General features: G+C 62.3%; 25 protein-coding genes. 11 read left to right on the forward strand and 14 right to left on the reverse strand.

Annotated elements, in window-relative coordinates:
* The first annotated feature begins 181 nt into the window (after nucleotides 1–181).
* Genes LJF34_RS14990 through LJF34_RS15005 form a run of 4 tightly spaced genes read left to right on the forward strand, consistent with a single transcriptional unit; the run spans nucleotide 182 to nucleotide 2,656 of the window.
* Nucleotides 182–634: a TRAM domain-containing protein gene (locus LJF34_RS14990; protein ID WP_231185998.1), complete on the forward strand. Its 453-nt coding sequence runs from the start codon at nucleotides 182–184 to the stop codon at nucleotides 632–634.
* A 27-nt stretch (nucleotides 635–661) separates the two neighbouring features.
* Nucleotides 662–1,174 (forward strand): Tfx family DNA-binding protein, encoded by a 513-nt coding sequence (locus LJF34_RS14995; protein ID WP_255666072.1) that lies wholly within the window; start codon nucleotides 662–664, stop codon nucleotides 1,172–1,174.
* Between the two features lie 22 nt (nucleotides 1,175–1,196).
* The gene (locus tag LJF34_RS15000) at nucleotides 1,197–1,982 is read left to right on the forward strand and encodes an SDR family oxidoreductase (protein WP_231186001.1); all 786 of its coding nucleotides are present in this window, start codon (nucleotides 1,197–1,199) and stop codon (nucleotides 1,980–1,982) included.
* A 2-nt stretch (nucleotides 1,983–1,984) separates the two neighbouring features.
* Nucleotides 1,985–2,656 (forward strand): ATP-binding protein, encoded by a 672-nt coding sequence (locus tag LJF34_RS15005; protein ID WP_231186003.1) that lies wholly within the window; start codon nucleotides 1,985–1,987, stop codon nucleotides 2,654–2,656.
* On the opposite strand, the gene LJF34_RS15010 is transcribed toward LJF34_RS15005, so the two are convergent.
* The 4 genes from LJF34_RS15010 to LJF34_RS15025 all read right to left on the reverse strand — a co-directional run bounded on the left by LJF34_RS15010 (nucleotide 2,653) and on the right by LJF34_RS15025 (nucleotide 5,237).
* Nucleotides 2,653–2,922 carry a hypothetical protein gene (locus LJF34_RS15010; RefSeq protein ID WP_231186005.1) on the reverse strand — a complete coding sequence of 90 codons (270 nt, stop codon included), beginning with the start codon at nucleotides 2,920–2,922 and terminating at the stop codon, nucleotides 2,653–2,655. The two genes, LJF34_RS15005 and LJF34_RS15010, sit on opposite strands and share 4 nt — an antisense overlap.
* Nucleotides 2,923–2,967: 45 nt before the next feature.
* Complete coding sequence (locus tag LJF34_RS15015) at nucleotides 2,968–3,957, reverse strand: sugar phosphate nucleotidyltransferase (RefSeq protein ID WP_231186007.1); 990 nt, start codon at nucleotides 3,955–3,957, stop codon at nucleotides 2,968–2,970.
* A gap of 105 nt (nucleotides 3,958–4,062) precedes the next feature.
* Nucleotides 4,063–4,665, reverse strand: coding sequence for a DUF308 domain-containing protein (locus LJF34_RS15020; protein ID WP_231186009.1), 603 nt, complete (start codon nucleotides 4,663–4,665; stop codon nucleotides 4,063–4,065).
* A 260-nt stretch (nucleotides 4,666–4,925) separates the two neighbouring features.
* Complete coding sequence (locus LJF34_RS15025; RefSeq protein WP_231186011.1) at nucleotides 4,926–5,237, reverse strand: hypothetical protein; 312 nt, start codon at nucleotides 5,235–5,237, stop codon at nucleotides 4,926–4,928.
* Between the two features lie 225 nt (nucleotides 5,238–5,462).
* Here LJF34_RS15025 and LJF34_RS15030 point away from each other — a divergent pair, with 225 nt between their 5' ends.
* The 3 genes from LJF34_RS15030 (at nucleotide 5,463) to LJF34_RS15040 (ending at nucleotide 7,398) form a co-directional block, all read left to right on the forward strand.
* Nucleotides 5,463–6,392: a replication factor A gene (locus LJF34_RS15030; RefSeq protein WP_231186013.1), complete on the forward strand. Its 930-nt coding sequence runs from the start codon at nucleotides 5,463–5,465 to the stop codon at nucleotides 6,390–6,392.
* Nucleotide 6,393: 1 nt separating this feature from the next.
* A complete protein-coding gene (locus tag LJF34_RS15035; protein WP_231186015.1) occupies nucleotides 6,394–7,038 on the forward strand; it encodes an RPA family protein in 645 nt (214 codons plus the stop codon).
* 126 nt (nucleotides 7,039–7,164) lie between these two features.
* Nucleotides 7,165–7,398 (forward strand): hypothetical protein, encoded by a 234-nt coding sequence (locus LJF34_RS15040; protein WP_231186017.1) that lies wholly within the window; start codon nucleotides 7,165–7,167, stop codon nucleotides 7,396–7,398.
* On the opposite strand, the gene hutH is transcribed toward LJF34_RS15040, so the two are convergent.
* Genes hutH through hutU form a run of 4 tightly spaced genes read right to left on the reverse strand, consistent with a single transcriptional unit; the run spans nucleotide 7,395 to nucleotide 12,931 of the window.
* On the reverse strand, nucleotides 7,395–8,966 hold the full coding sequence (gene hutH / locus LJF34_RS15045) for a histidine ammonia-lyase (protein ID WP_231186019.1): 1,572 nt from the start codon (nucleotides 8,964–8,966) through the stop codon (nucleotides 7,395–7,397). The two genes, LJF34_RS15040 and hutH, sit on opposite strands and share 4 nt — an antisense overlap.
* Nucleotides 8,959–10,203: an imidazolonepropionase gene (gene hutI, locus LJF34_RS15050; RefSeq protein WP_231186021.1), complete on the reverse strand. Its 1,245-nt coding sequence runs from the start codon at nucleotides 10,201–10,203 to the stop codon at nucleotides 8,959–8,961. The genes hutH and hutI overlap by 8 nt, the downstream gene beginning before the upstream one ends.
* Complete coding sequence (gene hutG / locus LJF34_RS15055) at nucleotides 10,200–11,153, reverse strand: formimidoylglutamase (protein WP_231186023.1); 954 nt, start codon at nucleotides 11,151–11,153, stop codon at nucleotides 10,200–10,202. The genes hutI and hutG overlap by 4 nt, the downstream gene beginning before the upstream one ends.
* The gene (gene hutU / locus LJF34_RS15060; protein WP_231186025.1) at nucleotides 11,150–12,931 is read right to left on the reverse strand and encodes a urocanate hydratase; all 1,782 of its coding nucleotides are present in this window, start codon (nucleotides 12,929–12,931) and stop codon (nucleotides 11,150–11,152) included. The genes hutG and hutU overlap by 4 nt, the downstream gene beginning before the upstream one ends.
* A 95-nt stretch (nucleotides 12,932–13,026) precedes the next feature.
* On the opposite strand from hutU, the gene LJF34_RS15065 reads away from it, so the two are divergent.
* On the forward strand, nucleotides 13,027–13,689 hold the full coding sequence (locus tag LJF34_RS15065; protein ID WP_231186027.1) for a helix-turn-helix domain-containing protein: 663 nt from the start codon (nucleotides 13,027–13,029) through the stop codon (nucleotides 13,687–13,689).
* 40 nt (nucleotides 13,690–13,729) lie between these two features.
* A complete protein-coding gene (locus LJF34_RS15070) occupies nucleotides 13,730–14,137 on the forward strand; it encodes a ribbon-helix-helix protein, CopG family (RefSeq protein WP_231186029.1) in 408 nt (135 codons plus the stop codon).
* A 3-nt stretch (nucleotides 14,138–14,140) separates the two neighbouring features.
* Here LJF34_RS15070 and LJF34_RS15075 read toward each other — a convergent pair whose 3' ends face one another.
* The 5 genes from LJF34_RS15075 to LJF34_RS15095 form a co-directional block, all read right to left on the reverse strand.
* Nucleotides 14,141–14,596, reverse strand: coding sequence for a DUF5814 domain-containing protein (locus LJF34_RS15075; protein WP_231186031.1), 456 nt, complete (start codon nucleotides 14,594–14,596; stop codon nucleotides 14,141–14,143).
* Between the two features lie 340 nt (nucleotides 14,597–14,936).
* The gene (locus LJF34_RS15080; RefSeq protein ID WP_231186033.1) at nucleotides 14,937–15,779 is read right to left on the reverse strand and encodes a polyprenyl synthetase family protein; all 843 of its coding nucleotides are present in this window, start codon (nucleotides 15,777–15,779) and stop codon (nucleotides 14,937–14,939) included.
* Nucleotides 15,780–16,021: 242 nt separating this feature from the next.
* Nucleotides 16,022–16,975, reverse strand: a complete 954-nt coding sequence (locus LJF34_RS15085; RefSeq protein WP_231186035.1) for an electron transfer flavoprotein subunit alpha/FixB family protein — start codon at nucleotides 16,973–16,975, stop codon at nucleotides 16,022–16,024.
* Nucleotides 16,972–17,763 carry an electron transfer flavoprotein subunit beta/FixA family protein gene (locus LJF34_RS15090; RefSeq protein ID WP_231186037.1) on the reverse strand — a complete coding sequence of 264 codons (792 nt, stop codon included), beginning with the start codon at nucleotides 17,761–17,763 and terminating at the stop codon, nucleotides 16,972–16,974. Before LJF34_RS15090 ends, LJF34_RS15085 begins: the two co-directional genes overlap by 4 nt.
* Before the next feature lie 101 nt (nucleotides 17,764–17,864).
* On the reverse strand, nucleotides 17,865–18,974 hold the full coding sequence (locus tag LJF34_RS15095) for a hypothetical protein (protein ID WP_231186039.1): 1,110 nt from the start codon (nucleotides 18,972–18,974) through the stop codon (nucleotides 17,865–17,867).
* Between the two features lie 152 nt (nucleotides 18,975–19,126).
* On the opposite strand from LJF34_RS15095, the gene LJF34_RS15100 reads away from it, so the two are divergent.
* Both LJF34_RS15100 and LJF34_RS15105 read left to right on the forward strand, forming a co-directional pair.
* Nucleotides 19,127–20,404, forward strand: coding sequence for a hypothetical protein (locus tag LJF34_RS15100; RefSeq protein WP_231186041.1), 1,278 nt, complete (start codon nucleotides 19,127–19,129; stop codon nucleotides 20,402–20,404).
* A gap of 27 nt (nucleotides 20,405–20,431) precedes the next feature.
* Nucleotides 20,432–20,896 carry a type IV pilin N-terminal domain-containing protein gene (locus LJF34_RS15105; RefSeq protein WP_231186043.1) on the forward strand — a complete coding sequence of 155 codons (465 nt, stop codon included), beginning with the start codon at nucleotides 20,432–20,434 and terminating at the stop codon, nucleotides 20,894–20,896.
* A 32-nt stretch (nucleotides 20,897–20,928) separates the two neighbouring features.
* Here the strand turns inward: LJF34_RS15105 and LJF34_RS15110 are convergent, their stop codons facing one another.
* Nucleotides 20,929–21,555 (reverse strand): methyltransferase domain-containing protein, encoded by a 627-nt coding sequence (locus LJF34_RS15110; RefSeq protein WP_231186045.1) that lies wholly within the window; start codon nucleotides 21,553–21,555, stop codon nucleotides 20,929–20,931.
* Between the last annotated feature and the right edge of the window lie 25 nt (nucleotides 21,556–21,580).

Raw genomic sequence — 21,580 nt, forward strand, 5'->3', positions numbered from 1 at the left:
ATGAATCCCCGACGGAGCGACGAAGACGAGCGAACGCGAGTCTTCGGACGCGACGGGAGGGGGTGAGGAGGCTTTTGGTCCAGATTTTGCCAGAGAGCGCGGCGTTGCCGCGCTCTCGCAGCAAAAGGTGGTGGATGAAGGTTGCGGAAGTGTTTAGGCGCGCGCCGCTATAGCCTGTAGCATGCCCGACTGTCCACTCGCCGACCACTGCCCCAGTTTCGAAGAGCGAATCAGCGGGATGGGGTGTCACCACTACGGCGACCGCGGCGGCGCGGAATGGTGCAACCACTACAATCAACCCATCCGCGAGCTGAAGACCGCCCCAGTTCAGCCGGGGGAGGTAGTGGTCGTGGAGATCGACGATATCCACGAAAGCGGTTCCGGCGTCGGTCGGACGGAGGACGGGTTCATCGTTCTCGTGGACGGCATCCTTCCCGACGCACGCGCCAAGGTGAAGATAACGAACGTGAAGGGCAACCACGCGCTCGCCGACCCCGTGGAGCGGTTGCCGATGGAACCGGACGAGGGGGATGAGGAGACGCCGAGCGAAGGGGACAGAACGAAGGCCGACCGGCGGTCGAACCGCCGCGAACGTGAGCGCCTCGGGAGTCGGGACAACTTCTGGGGCGGATAAACCGACGAGTGGACAGTCATTTGCGGGTTGGGGGCGTACGCCGAGTCGTGTCGGAGTGTACGAATGAGTGAGCAACCGGACGCGGACGAGATTCTCCGACGAGCGGGGTTCGACGCGGAGACGAGTGTTTTGACCCGACGACAAGCGGAGGTACTGGCGCTCCGCGAACGTGATACCGCGCAGGCGGCCATCGCGGAGCGGTTGGGAACGTCGAGGGCGAACGTTTCGAGCATCGAAGCCAGCGCTCGGGAGAACATCAGGAAGGCGCGCGAAACGGTGGCGTTCGCGGAAGCGCTTCGCGCGCCGGTTCGGGTGGAAGTCGAACCGGAGAGCGACCTCTACGACGTCCCCTCGCGGGTGTACGAAGCGTGTGACGTGGAAGGGGTGAAGGTGAACCACGCGGCACCGGAGCTGATGAAACGGATCAGCGACGAGGCCGGCGGGGCGGTGAAAGGGCGCACGGTTCGCACCGCCCTGCTCATCGGCGTGACACGGGACGGCGAGGTGGCGGTCAGACGGCTGACTCCCGAGGAGTTTTAGCGGTTCGCACGGATTCGAACGTATGAACCTCGAATTGGAGGGCGACACGGCACTGATAACGGCGAGTTCGAGCGGACTCGGCTTGGCGAGCGCGAAGGCGTTGGCGCGGGAAGGAGCCGACGTCGTCATCTGCGCGAGAAACGAGGAAGGGTTGGCGAACGCCGAGGAGGAAATCTCCGAACTCGACGGCGGGGACGTACTCGCGGTTCCGACGGATATCACCGACCCGGACGAAATCGAGGCGTTGGTCGAACTGACCGTCGAGGAGTTCGGCGGACTCGACCACCTCGTCACGTCGGCGGGTGGACCGCCCAGCGGGCCGTTTCTCGACACCACGGAGCGCGATTGGTACGCCGCCTACGACCTGTTGGTGATGAGCGCGGTGTGGTTGACGAAACAGGCGTACCCGTATCTCGCGGACAGCGATACCGGAACGGTGGTGAACATCACCTCGACGAGCGTTCGGGAGGCCATCGACGGACTCGTCCTTTCGAACGCCGTTCGGCGAGCCGTCATCGGATTGATGAAGACGCAGGCCCGCGAGTTTGCGCCGGACGTCCGCGTCAACGCGGTACTTCCCGGTGCGCACGAGACGCCGCGGATTCAGGAGTTGGTGGAGGCAGCCCTCGAACGCGGCGAGTACGACACCTACGAGGAGGGGTTGGCTGACTGGGCGAGCGACATCCCGATGGGGCGGGTGGGCGACCCGATGGAACTCGGCGACACGGTGGCGTTCCTGTCCAGCGAGCGCGCGAGTTTCGTAAACGGCGTCGCGCTTCCCATCGACGGCGGGAGACTGCGAAGCTGAAGATGGCTGAAACGCAAACGGCCGAACCGAAGACCGTACTCTCGTGGAGCGGCGGCAAGGACGCCGCCTACGCGTTGTTCGAACTGGGCGAAGTGACGGAACTCCTCACCTCGGTCGGGGAGAACGGCCGAAGTAGCATGCACGGCGTGCGCCGGGAGTTGTACGACGCACAAGCCGAGGCGCTGGGAATACCGATTCGGTACATCGAACTCCCGATGGAGTGCTCGAACGAGGAGTACGAGTCCCGAATGGCCGCCGTGATGGCCGAGTACGAAACACGTGGAATCGAGCGAGTCGCCTTCGCGGACCTCTTCCTCGAAGACATCCGAGCGTACCGAAAGGAGCAACTCGCGGGAACCGACATCGAGGGCAGTTGGCCGGTTTGGAACCCCGACACCGACGAACAGATTCGTCGGTATCTCGACGCCGGGTTCCGCGCGACTGTCGTGACCGTCGATGGGGCGGAATTGGACGCCTCGTTTGCGGGTCGAGAGCTGGACGAGTCGTTCCTCGCCGACGTTCCCGACGGGGTCGACCCCTGCGGCGAGAACGGCGAGTTTCACACGTTCGTCTGGGACGGGCCGACCTTCGACTCACCGCTCTCGGTCGAGGTCGGAGAAACGGTGACGAAGGAAGTGGGCGACGGCGAGTACCACTACTGCGATCTGTATTAGGACTCTATTTCCTGTGCGATTTCCTTCGCTTCGTCGCGGGCTTTCTCCTCTCCCGCCTGCTTTTTGATGAGGACGCTCTGGATTTCCCAGTCGTCGCTGCCGCCCCGCTTTCCGGTCCGAACCTCCGCGCCCTCCGAGATGTCCCGTGCGGCGTTTGCGGCCCAGTCGGGCGTTCGAATCGTGTCGAACACGTCCGGGTCGCGGAATCGGACGTGGATGTACTCGTTCGCGGTTTCGACCGACTTGACGGATGGTGTGTCAGCCATAGCGTCAGGAGTTCGGGATGGAAATGCAGAAAGCTGATGGCTAGGTCAAAAACGGTCCGCATCGCGCAGTTTTGCGACGACTTCGCGCACGCGTTGGGCCTCGGCTTTCGGGACGACCAAGACGCGGTCGTCGTAAGCGGCGACCACGAGGTTCTCGACGTCGACGAGGCTAACGTGTTTGTCCCCCGCCACGACGTTTCCGGTGGCGTCGATGGTCAGCGCGTCACTGAGGAGGACGTTCTCGCCGGAATCGAAGCGCTCGAACGCGTCCCACGAACCGAGGTCGTCCCAGTCGAATTCGGCGGGAACGACGAAGGCGTCGTCGGTGCGCTCCATGACGGCGTAATCGACGCTCGTCGGGGATACCGCGTCGAAGCCCCGGTTCGGGTCGCCGTCTTCGAGTGCGGTGATGAGCGGTTCGAGCGGGGAATCACGTGCGGCCTGAAGAAAGGCGTCCGGCGTCCACGCGAACAGGCCGGCGTTCCAGTAGAAACCGTCTTCGACGAATCGAATCGCGGTCGATCTATCAGGTTTTTCCCTGAACTTCGAGACGGAGAAGTAGCCGCAGAGGTCATCTCCGGGTTCGATGTAACCGTACCCTGTCGCCGGTCTGTCCGGTTCGATACCGACCGTGACGACCCCCTCCGTTTCGACTGCAACTGACGCGGCGCGGCGCGCGGTCGTCTCGAAATCGCCCTCGATATGGTGGTCGCTGGGCAGGCAGAGGAGCACGCAGTCGCCGACCTGCTCGCGGATGCGATGGGTGGCGTACACCAGTGCCGGGCCGGTGTCCTTCGGTTCCGGTTCGACGAGGACGCCCGCCTCGGGCGCGTGTTTACGGACGAGGTCAACGTGTTCCTCGGCGGTGCAGACGAAGCGTTCATCGGCGAAGCCGGCACGGCTCACGGTTTGGGAGAGCAACGAGTCGTCCCCGAGAAGCGGAAGGAACTGCTTCGGTCGGTCGCTTCGACTCGCGGGGTAGAGTCGAGTTCCGGTGCCACCGGCCATGATCAGTGCGACGAGCGGGCGGTCCATATCCCTCCCACAATCCTGTGGCGTTTAAATTCGTCTCATTAAAATTCGAACCCTTCGGATCGGGGTTCGCGTGCACATCCGTACCGAAAAAAGTGTGAAGTATGTTTACGCCGCGCCGCGCGGTTCCGATTCCGGGGTCGCGCCTTCGCGGGTCTCGTGTCGGGTGCCCTGCGCCATGAACATCATCGACAGGCCGCTGATGAGGAGGTTCACGCCGAAGAGGAGGCCGAGCGCCCACGCGGCGGTTGCCGGCCACCCGACCCAGATGATCGCGGCGATGACGAGCGCACAGACGCCGCTCACGACGAGTGCGCCCCAGCCGCGGCTGCCGCGGGCCTGGAATCCCATGACGATTTCGAGGACCCCGTCGACGACGAGGAACGCCGCCAGCAGGATGGTCAACGTCGTGAGTCCGATGAGCGGGTTCGCCAGAAGCGAAATCCCGGCCACGGCGAAGATGACCGCGAGGATTCCTTGCACGAAGAACCGCTTCCACCCTCCCGAGAAGGCGTGAGCGACGTGCACGAGCGCCCCGACGACCAACAACGCACCGAGTAAAATCGACAACGAAACCCCGGCCGCGAACGGCGCTAATATGGCTAGAACGCCGATTATGGCGATGATAACTCCAGCCACCATCGAAGCACGCCACGATCTCTCGGCGGTTTCGGATACGACTTCCGCACCGCTTTGTACATTAGTGCTCATTTGAAGTTCACCAGTATACTTATTGGATCCCCAAGGTAATAAGTTGTGTTGATTATTTGAAGGAAGTACCAAGCATCAGACCCATTTCTTGAGATTGAAAGGAGTAGAGACATTGTAAGCGGAGAATGTGAATTTCCCAAACGTGACACCTCTCAAAGTTATTGGTTCGGAGACCGGTTGAAACGAACTACGAGTTGACGGTTTCGAGAAGTATTGGCCAAATCTTTGATGTGAATGACGTTCGTTTCAGCGTCCGGCCGTCACCAGGTTTCGATAGTACCCTCGCGAATGTCTTCGACGCATCCTTCACACGCGGGGTGGTCCGGATCGAAGCATTTCGGACGACCTTCTTTGTCTATCGGCGCCGCCCTCCGGTCGACGTATCGGCGGCAGACGATCTTTGCTCGACCGTGTTCGTCCCGCGGCAGATCGGCGAGAACCGTGTCCTGTGCGTTTCGATACGCCTCCCTCGCCTCCTCCATCTGGCGGTTCGCCGAGTCGCGGGTTTCGGCGTACTTCTTTCCCACCGTCCGGAGTTTGACGCGGAGGAAACGGTCGAGGCGGTCGTCCATGTCACCCCTTTGGTGGTGAGGGAAGGAAAGGTTAACCCGGTTCGGTCGAACGAAGCGAACGACGAGAGGAAGGCGTACGCACGTGGTGGACGGATACCGGCAATAGCAAGCAGACGAGCCCGAATGCTCCACTTTCACTTTCGCTCTGCCCACGTAACCTTTTATACCATCGCGAACCAACCACGGCATGTCTCCCATAGAAAACGAAGTGGAGACGGAGCAACCATGACCGATGTGCGACAGCATGCGGAAGAAATACACGAACAGTTCTCCGACCACCTCGACGTAACCGTAGACGACGTAGCGTCGCGTCTCGACAGCCTCGTCAACGAGTACAAAGTGCCGATGGAAGAGGCGCGTCGAAGCGTCACCAGCCATTATCTGGACGAAGCCGGGCTCGAACGCGACGAGATTCGAACGGGCGGAACCAGCGACGTGAACGTCGAAGACATCGAAACCGACGAGGAGTGGGTCAACCTCACCGCGAAGGTCGTCGACCTCTGGGAACCGCGCAGCGACTCCGTGGGCCAAGTCGGCCTCCTCGGCGACGAAACGGGCACCATCAAGTTCACGAAGTGGGCCAAATCCGACCTCCCGGAACTGGAGGAAGAGAAAGTCTACACGCTCGGCAACGTCGTTACGGACGAGTATCAGGGCCGCTATTCGGTGAAGCTCAACCGCACGACCACCGTCGAGGAACTCGACACCGACATCGAAGTCGGCGACAACAGCAGCGAGATGGAGGGTGCACTGGTGGACATCCAGTCCGGCAGCGGCCTCATCAAGCGCTGCCCGAAAGAAGACTGCACGCGAGTCCTGCAGAACGGCCGTTGTTCGGAACACGGCGAGCAGGAGGGCGAATTCGACCTTCGAATCAAGGGCGTCTTGGACGACGGCCTCGACGTTCACGAGGTCATCTTCAACGAGGAATCGACCGAGAACCTGACCGGCATCGAACTGGAGGAGGCAAAGCAGATGGCGATGGACGCGCTCGACACGACCGTCGTGGCCGACGAAATGCGCGAGAAAACGCTCGGCCACTACTACCGCGTGACGGGACCGACGATGGGTCGGTACCTGCTCGCGAACGACGTCGAACTGCTCTCCGGACCGGTCGATGCGGAAGCGGCGCTTATCAAAGCGAGGTCGATGTAACATGAGTAACGCACCAACACGAGAGGTCGCACGCCGCACCTTCGCGGCGGAGTTCAACGACGCGAGTTACACGTTCAAGGAGTCGGACGACGAGCGCGCACCGGTCTACTTGCTCCTCCCCACGGGTGAGCGAGCGAACCGAGTCTTCATTGTCGGGACGCTAACCGAGAAGGAAGACGTCGGTGAGGACAGCGAGTACTGGCGCGGACGGGTCGTGGACCCGAACGGGGACACGTTCTTCGTCTACGCCGGGCAGTACCAACCGGACGCCGCGGCCATGCTTCGGGAACTCGAAGCACCGGCCTACGTCGCCATCGCCGGGAAACCCCGGACGTTCGAAATGGACGACGGAACGGTGAACGTCTCCCTGCGTCCCGAATCCATCACCGTAGTGGACGAATCGACGCGGGACCGCTGGGTGGTCGAAACCGCCGAACGAACCCTCGAACGCATCGAGGCGTTCGACGACGAGATCAACCGCTACGCCGTGATGGCGAAGGAGGAGTACGAGCGACCCATCGACACCTACCGTGACAACGCGATTCGGGCGCTCGAAAGCCTCGACACCGGCGACGGAGCGAGTGACGACGGCGGCGACGAAGCCGCCGACGGAGCTGATTCCGAGGGCGAAACACCGCCACAGTAGCGAACTTCGCCACCACCCTTTCGACCGCGGATACGATTTCGAAGGGGCCGAGTAGACGACGCAGGGAGCGACGGCTATCGACGACGGACGGGACGAACGGAGCAGAAATCGACATCACACCGACCCATGCCCGACGAACGAACATCACCGAGCGGCGATTGGCGGGACGTGTACGCCGAGATGGGTGCGGACACGTCCGCCGAAGGCCCGAGTCGTCCGTGTCCGAAATGCGGTGCAGAATCGGCGCGCGTCTTTAGCCGCGTGTTCGAATGCGAGGAACACGGCGTGTGGGCGCTCGACAGGACGGGAAAACCGCGACTCGGGGCGCCGACGGATTCGACCCGAACGATGGCGGATTAATCGAGGGGGTCGGAGAGTGCGTGTTCCACGCGTTCTTCGAGTAGTCCGGACCAGACCAGCGCCTCGGCGGCCGAGATGTCCTCGTGGATGGGGCGGTCCTCCACGAGCGGCGGGACGACTTCGCGGACGGACTCGTAGGCCGCGCCAGTTCCGACACCGTGTGCGAGGTCATCGGAGACGAACTCCGCGGCCTGTGCGCCACAGGCCAGTTCGATGCCGACGATGGAAATCGCATTCGCCACGGCACGGCGGGCGTTGTACGCGCTCTGTGCGCTCATACTCACGTGGTCTTCCTGATTGCCGCTGACCGGCGTGTTGTCCATCGAGGCGCGGCCGATGGAGCGATTTTCGTTCAACAGCGCCGCGGCGGTGTACTGGGCGATCATGTACCCCGAACGTAACCCTCCGTGTTCGGTGAGAAACGGGGGCAAATGCGGTTCTTGGATGTTCGGATTGAGCATGCGGTCCACCCGGCGCTCCGAGATGGCCGCGAGTTCGGTGACGGCGTTCGTCAGATAATCCAGCGGCAGCGCGAGCGGGTCGCCGTGGAAGTTCCCGCCGGAGAGGACGGCGGCGTCACCCGCACCGCTCGCGCGACTGTGAACGGCGTCGGCCGGGAAGATGAGCGGGTTGTCCGTCGCGCTGTTGAGTTCGATTTCGACGGCGTTCCGAAGGTGGGCGACGGCGTCCCGAACCGCACCGTGGACCTGCGGCATGCATCGAATCGAGTAGGCGTCCTGCACACGGTCGCAGTTTCGATGGGACTCGACGATTTCGGAGTCGACGGTGAGGCGCTTGATGTTTCGTGCACTCTTCGCGTGGCCGTCGTGGGGGCGAACGTCGGCGATTACGGAGTCCGCGGAGGCCGTCGTTCCCATGGTGACTTCGGTCGTGAGCGCGCCGGCGACGTCCGCCGCCCGAATCGCTCGTTCGGCATCGCGCACGGCGAGTGCAGCGAGTCCAACCGTGAGTTGTGTGCCGTTGATGAGCGCCAATCCTTCCTTGGCCGCGAGGGGTATCGGGTCGAGTTCGGCGGTTTCGAGCGCTTCAGCACCGTCGAGTCGTTCGCCGTCTACGGTGGCGGTTCCTTCGCCCGTAATGACCAGCGCCAGGTGCGCGAGCGGCGCGAGGTCGCCACTCGCGCCGAGGCTTCCGCGGGATTTGACGACCGGGTGGACGCCCTCGTTCAGCATCGTGACCAGTTGGTCCACGACGACTTCGCGGATGCCGGAGTAACCCTTGACGAGCGCGTTGACCCGCCCGAGCATCATGGCGCGGACTTCCTCGCGGCGCAGTTCCCTCCCCGCGCCCGCGGCGTGACTCCTGATGAGGTTGCTCTGGAGCGTCTCGATGTCCTCGCGCGGGATGCGTTCGTCCACGAGTTCGCCGAACCCGGTGTTGACACCGTAGACGGCTTCGCCGCTTTCGACCACCTGTTCGACGCGTTTTCGTGCGGTTCTAACCCGTTCGCGGGCGTCGTCGGGGACGAAAACGGTTGCGTCGTCGCGCGCGACTCGTTCCACGTCTTCCGGCGTCAGCGATTCGCCGTCGATTTCGATTTCACTCATGATGGACCACCTCGCCGTTCTTCAGTACCGTCTCAACCGTGTTCACGCCGAAGTTGTATGGAACGTGGACGTAGTTCGGCGCGTCGATGACCGCGATGTCGGCGGGGGAACCCGGTTGAAGCGTTCCGGTTCCCGCTTCCAAATCGAGCGCCATCGCGGCGTGTTTCGTCCCGGCGACCAGCGCCTCGACGGGAGTCATACCCATCTCGACGCAGGCGAGCGACGAGGCGAAGCCCATGCTCTGGGAGTGACAGTTCGGATTGAAATCCGTGGCGATGGCTACGGGCGCTCCAGCGTCGAGAAACGCACGAGCGTCGGCGAACTCCGCGCCGAGGCCGAAGGCGGTCCCCGGCAGCAAAACGGGAACGACACCCGCGTCGGTCAGGGCGGCGATGTCCTCCTCCGTCGCGTGAAGGAGATGGTCCGCGCTCGTCGCGCCGAGGTCGGCGGCGAGTTGCGACCCGCCGATGTGGGCGAGTTCCTCGGCGTGGACCTTCGGTGTCAACCCGTACTCCTCGCCGGTTTTCAGGACGCTGCGCGACTGCGGGACGGTGAAGACGCCCTCCTCGCAGAACACGTCGCAGAATTCCGCGATTCCCTGTTCCGCGACGGCGGGAATCTGTTCCTCGACGACCTCGTCCGCGTACTCGTCGGCGTCCCGACCCTCCGGAATCGCGTGGGCGCCCATGAACGTCGGCACGACGTCGACGGCGTGGCGGTCGTCGGCCCGCGAAATCACGTCGAGCATTCGAAGTTCGGTTTTGGTGTCCAGCCCGTAGCCGGATTTGACCTCGACCGTGGTCGTCCCGTGGGCGAGCATCATATCGAGGTCGGAAAGCAGGTTCGCGAGCAACTCCTCGTCGCTCGCTTCCCGTACCGCCTGCACGGTTCGGAGGATACCGCCGCCGTCAGCGAGGATTTCTTGATACGTTTTACCCCGTAATTTCGCCTCGAACTCGTCGGATCGGTCCCCCGCGAACAGCGCGTGGGTGTGCGGGTCGACGAAGCCGGGAACCACCGCTTTGCCGCTCGCATCGACCGCGTGGGTCGCGTTCTCCGGCGGGAACTCGCGGGTGACGGGACCCGTCGCGCCGACTCGTGTGACGTCTCCGTCTATCACCGCGATTGCTGCGTCCTCGTAGATACCGAGGGAGCCGTCCTCCTCCACGGTGACGACCTGTGCCGCATCGTGAACGACGGCGGTGAGGTCGTTTTCGTTCGGTTCCGAACCGCTCATCGGCCACCTCCGACGGTGGACAGGAAGTGTGCGATCGTCCGCGCACCCGCCGTTACCGTCAGGTCGTCCCGGTCGAGCGACGGGGCACATTCCACGACTTCGAAGCCGGCGACCCGTTCGTCGCTGGCGGCGAGACGGAGCATTCTGAACAGTTCGCGCGAGGAGATACCGCCGGGTGTCGGTGCGCTCACGCCGGGGGCGAACGCGGCGTCGAGGACGTCCAAATCGACGCTCACGTAGATGGCGTCCACGTCGCCGAGCGAATCGAGCGCGGTGTCGATGGCGGAGACGGAATCCTCGCCGACCTCTTCCGCGGTGACGATTTCATCCCCCGGTTCGCGGACGAACTCTGCGTACGACGAACTCGTCTCGAAGTGACGCGCTCCAACGCAGGCGTACGCGTCGAGACCGGCCTCGAACAATTGTCGATACGGAGTGCCGCTGGTCGGGTCGTCACGCACCTCGCGCACGTCGAGATGCGCGTCGAAGTTGACGACGCCGAGCGAACCGCCGTCGAGGAGCGGCGCGGCGTTCGGATAGGTGAAGGAGTTGTCGCCGCCGAGGAAGACGGGGAGCGTGTCGGCGTCGTGGAGTCGCTTCGCTAAAACGTGGGCCTTCTCCTGAAGTAACTCGGTGGTCACGTCGTTCGGTTCGTCCGAATCGAGCATGAGCATCACGTCGCCGACGTCCCCGATACTGCCGACCGGACCGGCATCGAAGTGGTGTGTTTTCACTCCAGCGAGACTCTCGCGGAGCGCCGCCGGACCGTCGGCAGCGCCCTTCCGACCGATGACGGCGTGGTCGAACGGTTCGCCGAGCAGCACCGCGTCGAACTCGGAGAGACGAGCGTCGTCCAGTTCCGGGACGGTTTCGACGACGTCGCCGAACTGTTCGTCGTTCGGGTCGTCGGACGTGCCGCGCCATTCCGACGGCGGGTTCAGTCCGGTCATCGTCGATCACGCATCGGAACCGCGACGTTCGATTTCTCGGCCTGTTCTATCGCCTCGTCGTAGCCCGCGTCGGCGTGGCGAATCACGCCCATACCGGGGTCGGTGGTAAAGACGCGACGAGCCTTCTCGGCGGCCAACTCGGACCCGTCGAGGACGACGTGGTTGTTGGTGTGAAGCGCGTTGCCGATGCCGACGCCGCCGCCGTCGTGAACCGACACGATGTCCGCACCCGCCGCGCAGTTGAGCAGGGCGTTCAGAATCGGCCAGTCGGCGATGGCGTCCGAGTCGTCGCGCATGGCTTCCGTTTCGCGGTTTGGGCTGGCGACGGACCCCGCGTCGAGGTGGTCGCGCGTGACGACGACTGGAGCCTCGATTTCGCCGTCCGCGACGAGTTCGTTGATTCGGAGGGCAAAGCGGGCGCGTTCCGTGAGGCCGTCTTCGTCCCCTTCGGCGGCTCTGCCGCCTCCGTTTCGATGCTCTTCCCGAGCATCGCTCGTATCGTAGCCGAGCCAACACACCCGCGAGGGGAGTCCCTGAAATTCGACCTGTTCCTGCGCGAGGTCTATCCAGCGGTGGAGTTGCTCCTTTTCGGGGAACAGTTCCACGACGGCCTCGTCGGTGCGGTGAATGTCCTCGGGATTGCCGGACAGCGCGGCCCAGCGGAACGGACCCTTGCCTTGGCAGAACAGGGGTCGAATGTACGCCGGAACGAATCCGGGGAAGTCGAACGCGTTCTGCATGTCGCGGTGTTCTTTCACCTGTCCGCGGATGTTGTTGCCGTACTCGAAGGCGACAGCGCCCGCGTCCTGAATGTCGAGGATGCCCTGTACGTGTCGAGCCATCGTATCCAGACTCTCCTCGACGTACGTGTCAGAGTCCTCCTCGCGGAGTTGGTCAGCCTCTTCGACGGTGTAGCCCGACGGGTAGTACCCCTCCAACTCGTCGTGAGCGCTGGTTTGGTCGGTGATGACGTCCGGGACGAACCCCCTGTCGAGCATCCCTTCGAGCATGTCGGCGGCGTTGATGTGGACGCCGACGGAGTATGCCTCGCCGTTCTCGGCGGCTTCCGTCGCCTTCTCGATGGCGTCGTCCAAGTCGTCCGTCTTCTCCATGCAGTAGCCGGTTTCGATGCGGCGGTCGATTCGGCCCTCGTCCACCTCGGCCGCGATACAGACGCCGTGGTTCATCGTGACGGCGAGCGGTTGGGCACCGCCCATCCCGCCGAGGCCGCCGGTCACGACGATTTTCCCCGTCAGGTCGCCGTCGTAGTGTTCGTCGGCGAGGGCGGCGAGCGTCTCGAACGTTCCCTGAATGATGCCCTGCGTTCCGATGTAGGCCCACGACCCGGCGGTCATCTGACCGTACATGATGAGTCCCTTCGCTTCGAGTTCGTGGAAGTGTTCCCAGTCGTCCCACTTGCCGACGAGGTTGGAGTTCGCGATGAGGACGCGGGGAGCGCGTTCGTGCGTCGTGAACCGCCCCACGGGTTTACCCGATTGGACGAGTAGCGTTTCGTCGTCGTCCAGTTCCCGCAGTTCGGCCATGATGGCGTCGTAGGCGTCCCACGAGCGGGCCGCTCGGCCCGTCCCGCCGTAGACGACGAGGTCTTCGGGTTTCTCGCCGACGTCCGGGTCGAGGTTGTTGTTCAGCATGCGAAGGGCGGCCTCCTGCCGCCAACCCTTGCATTCGATGTCCGTTCCGGTGGGCGCACCCTGATAGTCGCGCCACTGGGCGCTCGGGTCGCCGATGTCGTGGTCGGGTTCCGGTCGGTCGTTCATTCGGTTTCTAGCTCGTAGTATGCACGCGGAGAGCAAAGACCCACGGCCCTGCACTCGGAGGGTTCTTTAAATAGTTTCGGCGAAAATTCCCGGTGATGCACGAGGTGATCCTGCGAATCGAACAACCGAGCGTCCCCGCGGAAGCCACGGCCGGAACCGAGACGGCCGTCGAGTTGTGGTGCAACGATCACTGTGACCTGTTGCACGTCAGTGGACCGGACGGCGAGGACGTCCTTCGACGCCTCGAAGGACTCGTCGGCGTGCAGGAACTGCTGGTCGAAGGGGACGAACGGGTGGCGATGACCGAAGCGTGTCTGAAAGAGCGCGAAACCGATACCGTGGAGTCGTTTCTCGCCCGCCACAACTGTCTGCTCGTCCCGCCGTTGCGCTACGTCGACGGGGAGAAGTGGTGTCGGATACTGTCGCTCGATTCGTCGAACCTGACCGCGCTGTATCGTGACCTCGTGACGGCGTTCCCCGTGACGGTCGAATCGAAGCGAGAGATCACGGCGGTATCGGGAGACAGACCGCTCCTCACGCCCGAAACAGCGCTGCCCGACCTCTCGTCCCGTCAGCAGGAGGCGCTGGTGTTAGCGGTCGAGATGGGGTACTATCGGATTCCGCGCGGAACGACGACGACGGAAATCGCGGACGAGATGGACATCGAGCGCCGGACATTGGAAGAGCACCTGCGGCGAGCGGAGAACAAGATCATCGGCGGGATGGTGTCGTTCTACGGCGGCCGTGGTACCGTCTGACGAAACCTTAAGTAGTGTCACGCCGCTAATCTACGTCAAGATGGGCAACAAAAACAAGACGATCTCCTTTCGGGTGAACGAGGACGCGTTCGAAACCCTGCGGGAGATCGCCGAAAAGCGCGATATCTCGCTGTCGGCAGTGTTCCGCGACTACGTGGACATGCTGGTCGCCCATGACGGAAAGGTCAAAGTCGTCCCCGAAAATCAGATCGGGGAGGAAACCAACGAGGAGTCGTTCCCGCCGAAAGTCGAGGTTCCGAAGAGCTTCGTTCGGGAACACGAACGACTCGAATTAGAAGCGGACCACCTCCGGGAACAGCTACAGGAACACAAGGAGTACCTTCGCCATCTCCAGTCGAGGGTCGACGACGACGGGGAGGAGGAGGTCATCCAACTGGAGGAGTTGGACGACGAACTGGAAAGCGACGAGCCGTTCCGGTTGGGGTAGTCGTTACCCCGACAGCGAGTGTTTCTTCTGGCGCGAGCGCGACTCCATCGAGTCGTCACCTTCCACGGCGGCGAGTTCCTCGACGGCTTCGAGCGTCCGGACCGAATCGTCCAAAAAGGAGAGGACGTCGCCCGGATAGGCGTACACCAGATAGTCGTCGGTCATCACGTCCACGATCGCATCGGGGCCGAGGCCACCCTCGCGGAGTTCGAGGAGGTACTGCATGAACTTCCGTTCCGGACAGCCACAGTAGGGGTTGCTCTGGCAGTCACAATCCAGAAAGTCCTCGGCGAAGTCGAGGACGCGGTCTCTGGTCGCCTCGTCGAGTTTCTGGAGGCCCTCGCCCTGAAACAGGATGTCGAGGGTCGCGCCCTTGAACGCCCCTTTCGGGATGTTCGTCTCCAACTGCGAGGAGATCTGCCGATGGTTTTTGACATAGATTTTGTCCGTGATAGCCACGCTTGTTGGATTTCTATTCGGTGAGTTCGGATAAGGGTGTCGTCAACGAAGGGGAATCATGGTGAATGTCACGTTGGAGTAACAGTGGGAACGATGAAATCGCCGACAGCAGTGACGAACGCGATGACAGCAGCGACAGGATGACCACGACGACAGTCGCTAGGGAAAATGACCGCACCGCATTCGGGCGGTTCGCGCGGATTGCGCGAACCGTCCTCGGGGTCCCCATTCCTCCCCGGGCATTCGGACAGGTCGCGCCGTTCGCGCGACCTGTCCGAATCGCGCGTCCTGAAAGCGGGTAAAATGCGAGAAACGGGGGAAAATCAGCTTCGACTTCGGCTCAGTGTTCGCGCGTGACGACGAACTCGGCGAAGTCACGCAGGTAGTCCAGTGCGGCAGAATCCGAGGCATTCACGCTGTCAAGGGCGGCCAGCGCCGCGTCCGACTGCTCGTGGGCGAGTTCGTTCGCCTCCTCCGCGCTGAGGTCGGTCACTTGCACGATTGAGGGGCGACCGATTTCCTCGTCCTGTCCCGTCGGTTTGCCGAGGTCGTCGGGGTCGGCCGTGGCGTCGAGGACGTCGTCCCGAATCTGGAAGGCGATGCCGACGCGTTCTGCGTACTCGCCGAAGGCATCGACCGTCTCCGGGTCGGCGTCGGCGGCGATAGCGCCCAGTTCGGCGGCGGCGCGAAACAGCGCGCCGGTCTTCCGTCGGGCGAGTCCCATGTACTCGGACTGGTTCGATGGCATGGAAACGAGTTCCGACGCCTCGCCCATGCCGAGTTCTATCATCGACTCCGCGACGACTTCCATCGCGCGCGGGTCGGACGAGAACAGTTCGAAGGCCTCGCCGAGCATCCCGTCACTGGCGATGATGGCCGGACCGTAGCCGTACTCGGCCCACGCGCTCTCCGTCCCGCGTCGCACGTCCGACCGGTCGATGATGTCGTCGACGACGAGCGACGCGTCGTGGACGAGTTCGATACCGACGCCGAAATCGACGGCGTTTTCGGCCTCACCGCCCGCGGCCTCACAGGCCAGCATGGCGACGGTGGGTCGAACCCGTTTGCCACCCGAGAGTGCCGTGTGGGCCAACTGCTCCGACAGTTCGCGTGGTTCGACCCGCCCAACAACCTCCTCCAACCGGTCTTCGACGAGCGTCCTGCGGGCCATCAGGTACTCCATTCGTCTCTGCTTCAGGCCGGGGCACGCAAATACGTGACGGGTTCAGTCCGCTGTCATCACCGCCCGGAGCGACAGAAACGTCGGTTCCCGTGAGACGCGCGTGAACGTTTCCGGGTCCTTTTCGTGAAACGCCTCGGTCGGTCTCGCTCGTCGGTCATACTCTCCGCTCGGCGAGAACAGTGAAAAAGCTCGCTAATCGAACCGCCCTCGTCGTTCGAGCGAAAAATCCGAACCGAACGGTTCTAGTTGAACTGCTCGATGAGTTCCGGCACCACGTCGAACAGGTCGCCGACGATACCGTAGTCGGCGATGTCGAAGATGGGCGCGTTCGGGTCGTTGTTGATGGCGATGATGGTGTCCGACCCCTTCATCCCGGCGACGTGCTGCACCGCGCCGGAGATACCGATGGCGAGGTACACCGTCGGCGTCACCTGCGAACCGGACTGGCCGACCTGCCGGTTCTTCGGGAGCCAACCGTTGTCCACGATGGGACGCGACGACGACAGCGTCGCGCCGGTCGCTTCCACGAGGTCCTCGATGAGCGGGAGGTTGTCCTCCTCCTCGATACCGCGGCCGATGCTGACGAGGAACTCGGCTTCGCTGATGTCCACGTCGCCGGCACCGACTTCCTCGAAGCCGGTGACGGACGAGCGGACGGCGTCCTCGTCGGGTTCGAAGTCGAACGCGGACACGTCGGCCTCGCCGACGCCCTCCGCCTCCGGCCACTCCGCACCGCGGGTCGTGAGGGCGAACTGGTCGCCGTCGACGTCCACTGTCGTCTCGACTTTCGACCCGTACATCTCGCGCGTCGCCGTGAGCGAGTCGCCGTACTCGAAGCCGATGACGTCGGTCACGAGGGGAAGGTCGAGTCGGTTGGCGACTGCGGGCGCGTAGTCGAGTCCGTTCACGCTGTTCGGCATGAGGAGGAACGTCGGTTCGAGGTCGGCGAACAGCGCCTCGATGGCCTGCACGTACACGTCGTGGTTGAACTCCTCGCCGTACTCGACGGTGTGAATCGCATCCACGCCGTCGCGGTTCAGCGTATCCGCGTAGGAATCGACGTCGCCGCTGATGACGGCGAGGTGCAGGTCGCCACCCGCATCGTCGGCGAGTTCGCGTCCGGCGGAGATGACTTCGAAGCTCTCGTCGCGGAGTTCGCCGCGGCGGTGTTCCGTGACGGCGAGAACGTCGCTCATTGGACGACCCCCTTCTCACGGAGAACCTCGGCAAGTTTCCCGGCCGTCTCTCCGGCATCGCCTTCGAAGATCTCCGCGTCGCTCTCGCTCTCGGGTTCGTACATTTCCGTCAGCGTCAGGTCGCTCTCCACGGCGTCGGCGTCGAGTCCGAGGTCGTCGAGCGTCTTCGGTGCGATCTCCTTGGACTGTGCCTGCCGGATACCGCGCAGACTGGCGTATCGCGGTTCGTTGATACCCGTCTGGATGGTCAGCACGGCGGGAAGTTCGATGTCCGTAAGCTCCTCGACACCGCCTTCCAGTTCGCGGTGGACGTGTGCGACGCCTTCGTCGGCATCCATGTCGAGCGCGTTGACGACCGCACCCCACTCGTAGCCGATTTCGTCGGCGAGCGAGACGCCGGTCGCACCGAACGCGTCGTCACCGGCCTGTACGCCGGTCAACACGAGGTCGGGGTCCTCCTCCGCGACGACGGCGGCGAGGATTTGCGTCTTCGCCTCCACGTCGAGCAGGTCGGGGGCTTCGAGCGCCTCGTCCCACACGCGGATGGAGCGGTCTGCACCCTTGGCGAGTGCCATCCGAATCGTCTCTTCGGCGCGTTCCGGGCCGATGGTGACGGTCACCACTTCGTCCGCGACACCCGCTTCGTTCAATTGGACGCCTTCCTCGACGGCGTAGTCGTCCCACTCGTTCAAGTCATATTCGAGGTAGCGGTCGTCTACCTCGGTCCCGTCCACTTCGAAGTCGTCCGCGAGTTCGGCGACTTCTTTCACCGTTACAAGGACCTTCATAATCAATTCCTTTCCGGGTAGCGGGTAAACGTTTTCGAAACAGTCGACAATGCACGTGCCGTACTAATCGGATTTTTTACCAATTCGGGAATGGAGCATGCTCACTCGTCGTCGAAGTCAGTCACGTCCTCGCCGGGGAGCGTGATGAGGTTTTCCCGGCCGATACGGAGCTTGTCGATCCGATCGGAGTCGTTCATCGCCGAGAGGAGTTGGGACACCTTGGCGTTCGACCAGTTGGTCTCCTTGACGATGGTCGCCTGCTTCATCCGACCGCCGTTCTGCTGCAACAGGTGTTCGACGCGCTCTTCGTCCGAGAGGAGTTCGAGGTCCGGTTCGTCCTCCACCGGTTCGGAGTCCGAGTCGAGGTCAGACGACGGAACGGGTCGTGAGTCCGACGGTTCAGAATCGAGGGAGGGTTCGTCTTCGTCCCGCTGAAGGAAGGCGTAGATGCCAGCACCGATGATACCCACGAAAACCAACCCACCAGCGAGGTACATCATCCACGGGGTCGATTCGTCCACGGGCCCGGCATTTTTCTTGTTGTACGTGACACGAACGAAGTCCCTGCCGCCGGTCGGGGAACGAATCGTCATAGGACCCTGGAGGGATATCGTTCCGTTGGCGTGACCGAAATTGGAGTTTTGAATCTGGTATCCGTCGGGCGTGTGAATGAAGAGGTTCTGGTTCGCGGACAGCGAGCGAAGCCACGTCGATTCTCCGCCGTCGAGCAGGAATGCGTCCCCGAGATAGATTTTGCCGTTGTTTACTCGGGTGAAGTTCGTCCAAACGAACGTGAGCGTCAACAGACCGGTTTCGTTGCCCACGGAATACTCACGGTCGATATTTCGTATTTTCATCTCGCGACCGGTTTCCGCCTGTTCCATGTTTGCGATTTGTCGGAACGTTTCGGCCGAAAAACCGAGGTCATCGTTTCCTCCCTGTTCGAAGTCAGTTCCGAGGCGCTCGAACGCCTCGGTTTCGTTTTCGTTGTCGAGCGCGAACTCCATCGAGACGTTCCAGTGAGCGTCACCATTGGGCCGTGGTGTGATTTGAATCGACGTCCCGTTCGTCGGCGTATCGGCGGCTGCGGTACGGTCTCCCGCTACGGAATCGAGATGGGCCGGACGAGTTTGCACATCGCCTGCCACTACGGTGGTTCCTAAAACTAAAAGCGAAAGGAGGACCACGAGGAGGGCGAAATGTGACCGCATATCCCACTGTGGTCAAGCAGACAAGAAAATACTTTCCATCCGTGCGATAAAACATCAGGGACCGCTTTAAAAGGTCTACTCCAATCTCCGCCGGTTATCGAACCGCGTCGAATCCCGTATATATTTTAATGAGTAGTGACCTACTCACCGATATGAGCCGGGTGTCCCGTATCCTGCTAGCCGCCCTCCTCGTCCTCTGCTCACCGTCCGTCGCGTTCGGAATCGGGGTGCCGGCATCTACGGCAAGTCCACCGGCGGCGAAAAACCCGGTCCAACCGCCCGGGTTCAACAACACCTCCTCTCATCTGACCCTCGGAACGCCCACTAGGAGTGACACGTTCGCGCCGTCGATGAGCCTCAGTACCACGCTGGAGATGGACAGAAACGAATTGCTGGGGCAGAAGAAGCGATACACGCTCGACGAGCGACTGTCGAAAGTAGAGGACAGCAGCAAGAAAGAACAACTCCTCATCAAATTCCGATCGGACATCGAAGTACAGTTGTCCGAACTCAAGAGCGAAGAGCGGTCCGCAAGCGGGCAGTTCAACGATCAGGAGATAGGGGCCCAAAAGTACGTGCAACGTCTCGCACTGATCGATTCGAAGGGGAAGGACGTGGAGCGTTCCATCGAGTACATGATATCGAAGCGAAAGGACGTCATTCAGTTTCCCCCCGACGAATGGAAGCTTCGGACGGATTTGATCCCGCTACAGAGTCGAATCCGGGATTATGCGGCGAGGAGCTTTCGTGGCGAAGGCGATTCGAGATCGCTCTACGTAGCGGCGACGGAGGATGGCGTCGTTCTGTCCATGGTAAACGGAAACCAGTATATCAGGGAAGCGTACAGGCCGGATTACCGGAACGTCAGTAAGAGTAGCCAACTATCCATCAGCGAAGTTTCCAACCTCACGGTCAACAGTTATCCGTGGATAGTCAAACAGTCAGAGTCCGGAACACCACACTCGGACACGGACGTTCGATACAAAAAGGGGGCCTCGAAAACGCTGATCTATTACTCACAAGGTCTCACCGAGGCATATCTCGATACGGGAACGGAGAAGATCTATCGAGAGATACAGTACAAACTGCTCACCGGGAACAACCACGTCCCCTACGGGACGGCCATCCGAAACAACAGCACGAACCTCGAACTAACCGTCAATCGAACGTATCCCGGCGGTCCGCTTCGGGTGGAACTGACGGATTCGAGTGGCGAACCGGTTCAAGGGAAGATCGCAATCGGGGAGACACCGGTCGGGAACACCGGTCCGAGCGGTACGATGTGGACCGTCTCGCCACGGGGAACGTACACCGTCAGGGCGACCCACAATAGCGAAACCGTGAACGTGACACTCACGCCCTACGGCATCCCGTCCACGAACTCGACGAGCGGATCACCGGAGGAGATGGTGGGTACGGCCCAAATTTGAAATACGAACACGGGGCCACTCCCCGGCGTGTCGAATCGTGCCCTCTCACCGGTCGTCGCAACCGTCCTTTTCCTCGTTATTACGCTCGTTTTGGCGGGAACTATCGGAGCCGTTTCGGTACGGTCGGTATCGCTACACGAACCGAAGCAGGTCGCCATCGACCTCTCGGCGGACGCGGCGACGAACCGACTGACGTTCACGCATCGAGCGGGCGAGTCGCTCGACGTCGACGATATCGACCTCGAAATCCGGGTGAACGGGGAACCGCTGGCATCGCAACCGCCGATACCGTTCTTCTCGGCGGACGGGTTCCACGCCGGGCCGACGGGGCCGTTCAACAGCGCGGCGGATTCGACGTGGAGGAGTGGAGAAGTCACGACGCTCGAACTCGCCGAGACGAACGCACCGTTGCTCGAACCGGGAGACGAAGTCGTCGTTCGAATCGTGGAAAACGGAGCGCTGGTCGCTGAAATCGAAACGGCCGTGCAGTGATTTCGACGAGGTTTTTGTCTTACCGTCTTCGCTTACTCGTTCTCGGGCACGCGTGCGATGGTCGTGATGGCGATATCCGGGTCGTACGTCGGACCCATTTCGCGGTGGCGGACGTCCTCGTAGCCCGCTTCCCGGAACATCCGGTCCGCCTCTTCCCGATCGTAAAAGAGCATGATGGTGTCGGCGACTTTCTGCATGACGCCCGTTCCGGGGTAGTTGGGACCGACGACCAAGACTTCCCCGCCGGGTTTCGTGACGCGGCGGATGTCGCGGAGGGTTTCGACCGGTTCGGGCCAGTATTCGATGGACCCGGACGACCAAACGATGTCGAAGGAGTCATCCTTGAACGGAAGCCGTTCCGCGTCACCGCGATAGAAACTCACGGGGTCGTATTTCCCGAGCTTCGCCCAGGCCTTTCCGAGTTGGTGAACGCTCTGGTCGAGACCGTGAACGTTGTCCGTATATTCGAGCAGACCTTCGGTCCCGAACCCGGTGCCACAACCGACGTCGAGCACCGTATCATCCTCGTCGATGTCGAGCATCGACAGGGCTTCCCCACGCATCTCCTCGTTCCAGATGAACGGATTCACTTGGTCGTACACTTTCGAGAGGTACTTGTAGAAGATTCGTGCTCGACGTTTGTCTTCGAGGATACCCATTAGCCGCCGATTCGGACCGAGCGAT

The organism is Haladaptatus sp. DYF46 (assembly GCF_021083305.1).
Taxonomy (GTDB): domain Archaea; phylum Halobacteriota; class Halobacteria; order Halobacteriales; family Haladaptataceae; genus Haladaptatus.

What these genes read in the sequence shown, in the direction of transcription:
- LJF34_RS15005 (WP_231186003.1), top strand. Translation starts at nt 1,985, where the DNA reads ATGGCTGAAACGCAAACGGCCGAACCGAAGACCGTACTCTCGTGGAGC.
- LJF34_RS15100 (WP_231186041.1), top strand. Translation starts at nt 19,127, where the DNA reads ATGAGCCGGGTGTCCCGTATCCTGCTAGCCGCCCTCCTCGTCCTCTGC.
- LJF34_RS15020 (WP_231186009.1), bottom strand. Translation starts at nt 4,665, where the DNA reads ATGAGCACTAATGTACAAAGCGGTGCGGAAGTCGTATCCGAAACCGCC.
- hutI (WP_231186021.1), bottom strand. Translation starts at nt 10,203, where the DNA reads ATGAGCGGTTCGGAACCGAACGAAAACGACCTCACCGCCGTCGTTCAC.
- hutU (WP_231186025.1), bottom strand. Translation starts at nt 12,931, where the DNA reads ATGAACGACCGACCGGAACCCGACCACGACATCGGCGACCCGAGCGCC.
- LJF34_RS15040 (WP_231186017.1), top strand. Translation starts at nt 7,165, where the DNA reads ATGCCCGACGAACGAACATCACCGAGCGGCGATTGGCGGGACGTGTAC.
- LJF34_RS15080 (WP_231186033.1), bottom strand. Translation starts at nt 15,779, where the DNA reads ATGGAGTACCTGATGGCCCGCAGGACGCTCGTCGAAGACCGGTTGGAG.
- LJF34_RS15010 (WP_231186005.1), bottom strand. Translation starts at nt 2,922, where the DNA reads ATGGCTGACACACCATCCGTCAAGTCGGTCGAAACCGCGAACGAGTAC.
- hutG (WP_231186023.1), bottom strand. Translation starts at nt 11,153, where the DNA reads ATGACCGGACTGAACCCGCCGTCGGAATGGCGCGGCACGTCCGACGAC.
- hutH (WP_231186019.1), bottom strand. Translation starts at nt 8,966, where the DNA reads ATGAGTGAAATCGAAATCGACGGCGAATCGCTGACGCCGGAAGACGTG.
- LJF34_RS15000 (WP_231186001.1), top strand. Translation starts at nt 1,197, where the DNA reads ATGAACCTCGAATTGGAGGGCGACACGGCACTGATAACGGCGAGTTCG.
- LJF34_RS15095 (WP_231186039.1), bottom strand. Translation starts at nt 18,974, where the DNA reads ATGCGGTCACATTTCGCCCTCCTCGTGGTCCTCCTTTCGCTTTTAGTT.
- LJF34_RS15030 (WP_231186013.1), top strand. Translation starts at nt 5,463, where the DNA reads ATGACCGATGTGCGACAGCATGCGGAAGAAATACACGAACAGTTCTCC.
- LJF34_RS15015 (WP_231186007.1), bottom strand. Translation starts at nt 3,957, where the DNA reads ATGGACCGCCCGCTCGTCGCACTGATCATGGCCGGTGGCACCGGAACT.
- LJF34_RS15065 (WP_231186027.1), top strand. Translation starts at nt 13,027, where the DNA reads ATGCACGAGGTGATCCTGCGAATCGAACAACCGAGCGTCCCCGCGGAA.
- LJF34_RS14990 (WP_231185998.1), top strand. Translation starts at nt 182, where the DNA reads ATGCCCGACTGTCCACTCGCCGACCACTGCCCCAGTTTCGAAGAGCGA.
- LJF34_RS15035 (WP_231186015.1), top strand. Translation starts at nt 6,394, where the DNA reads ATGAGTAACGCACCAACACGAGAGGTCGCACGCCGCACCTTCGCGGCG.
- LJF34_RS15110 (WP_231186045.1), bottom strand. Translation starts at nt 21,555, where the DNA reads ATGGGTATCCTCGAAGACAAACGTCGAGCACGAATCTTCTACAAGTAC.
- LJF34_RS15085 (WP_231186035.1), bottom strand. Translation starts at nt 16,975, where the DNA reads ATGAGCGACGTTCTCGCCGTCACGGAACACCGCCGCGGCGAACTCCGC.
- LJF34_RS15070 (WP_231186029.1), top strand. Translation starts at nt 13,730, where the DNA reads ATGGGCAACAAAAACAAGACGATCTCCTTTCGGGTGAACGAGGACGCG.
- LJF34_RS15025 (WP_231186011.1), bottom strand. Translation starts at nt 5,237, where the DNA reads ATGGACGACCGCCTCGACCGTTTCCTCCGCGTCAAACTCCGGACGGTG.
- LJF34_RS15090 (WP_231186037.1), bottom strand. Translation starts at nt 17,763, where the DNA reads ATGAAGGTCCTTGTAACGGTGAAAGAAGTCGCCGAACTCGCGGACGAC.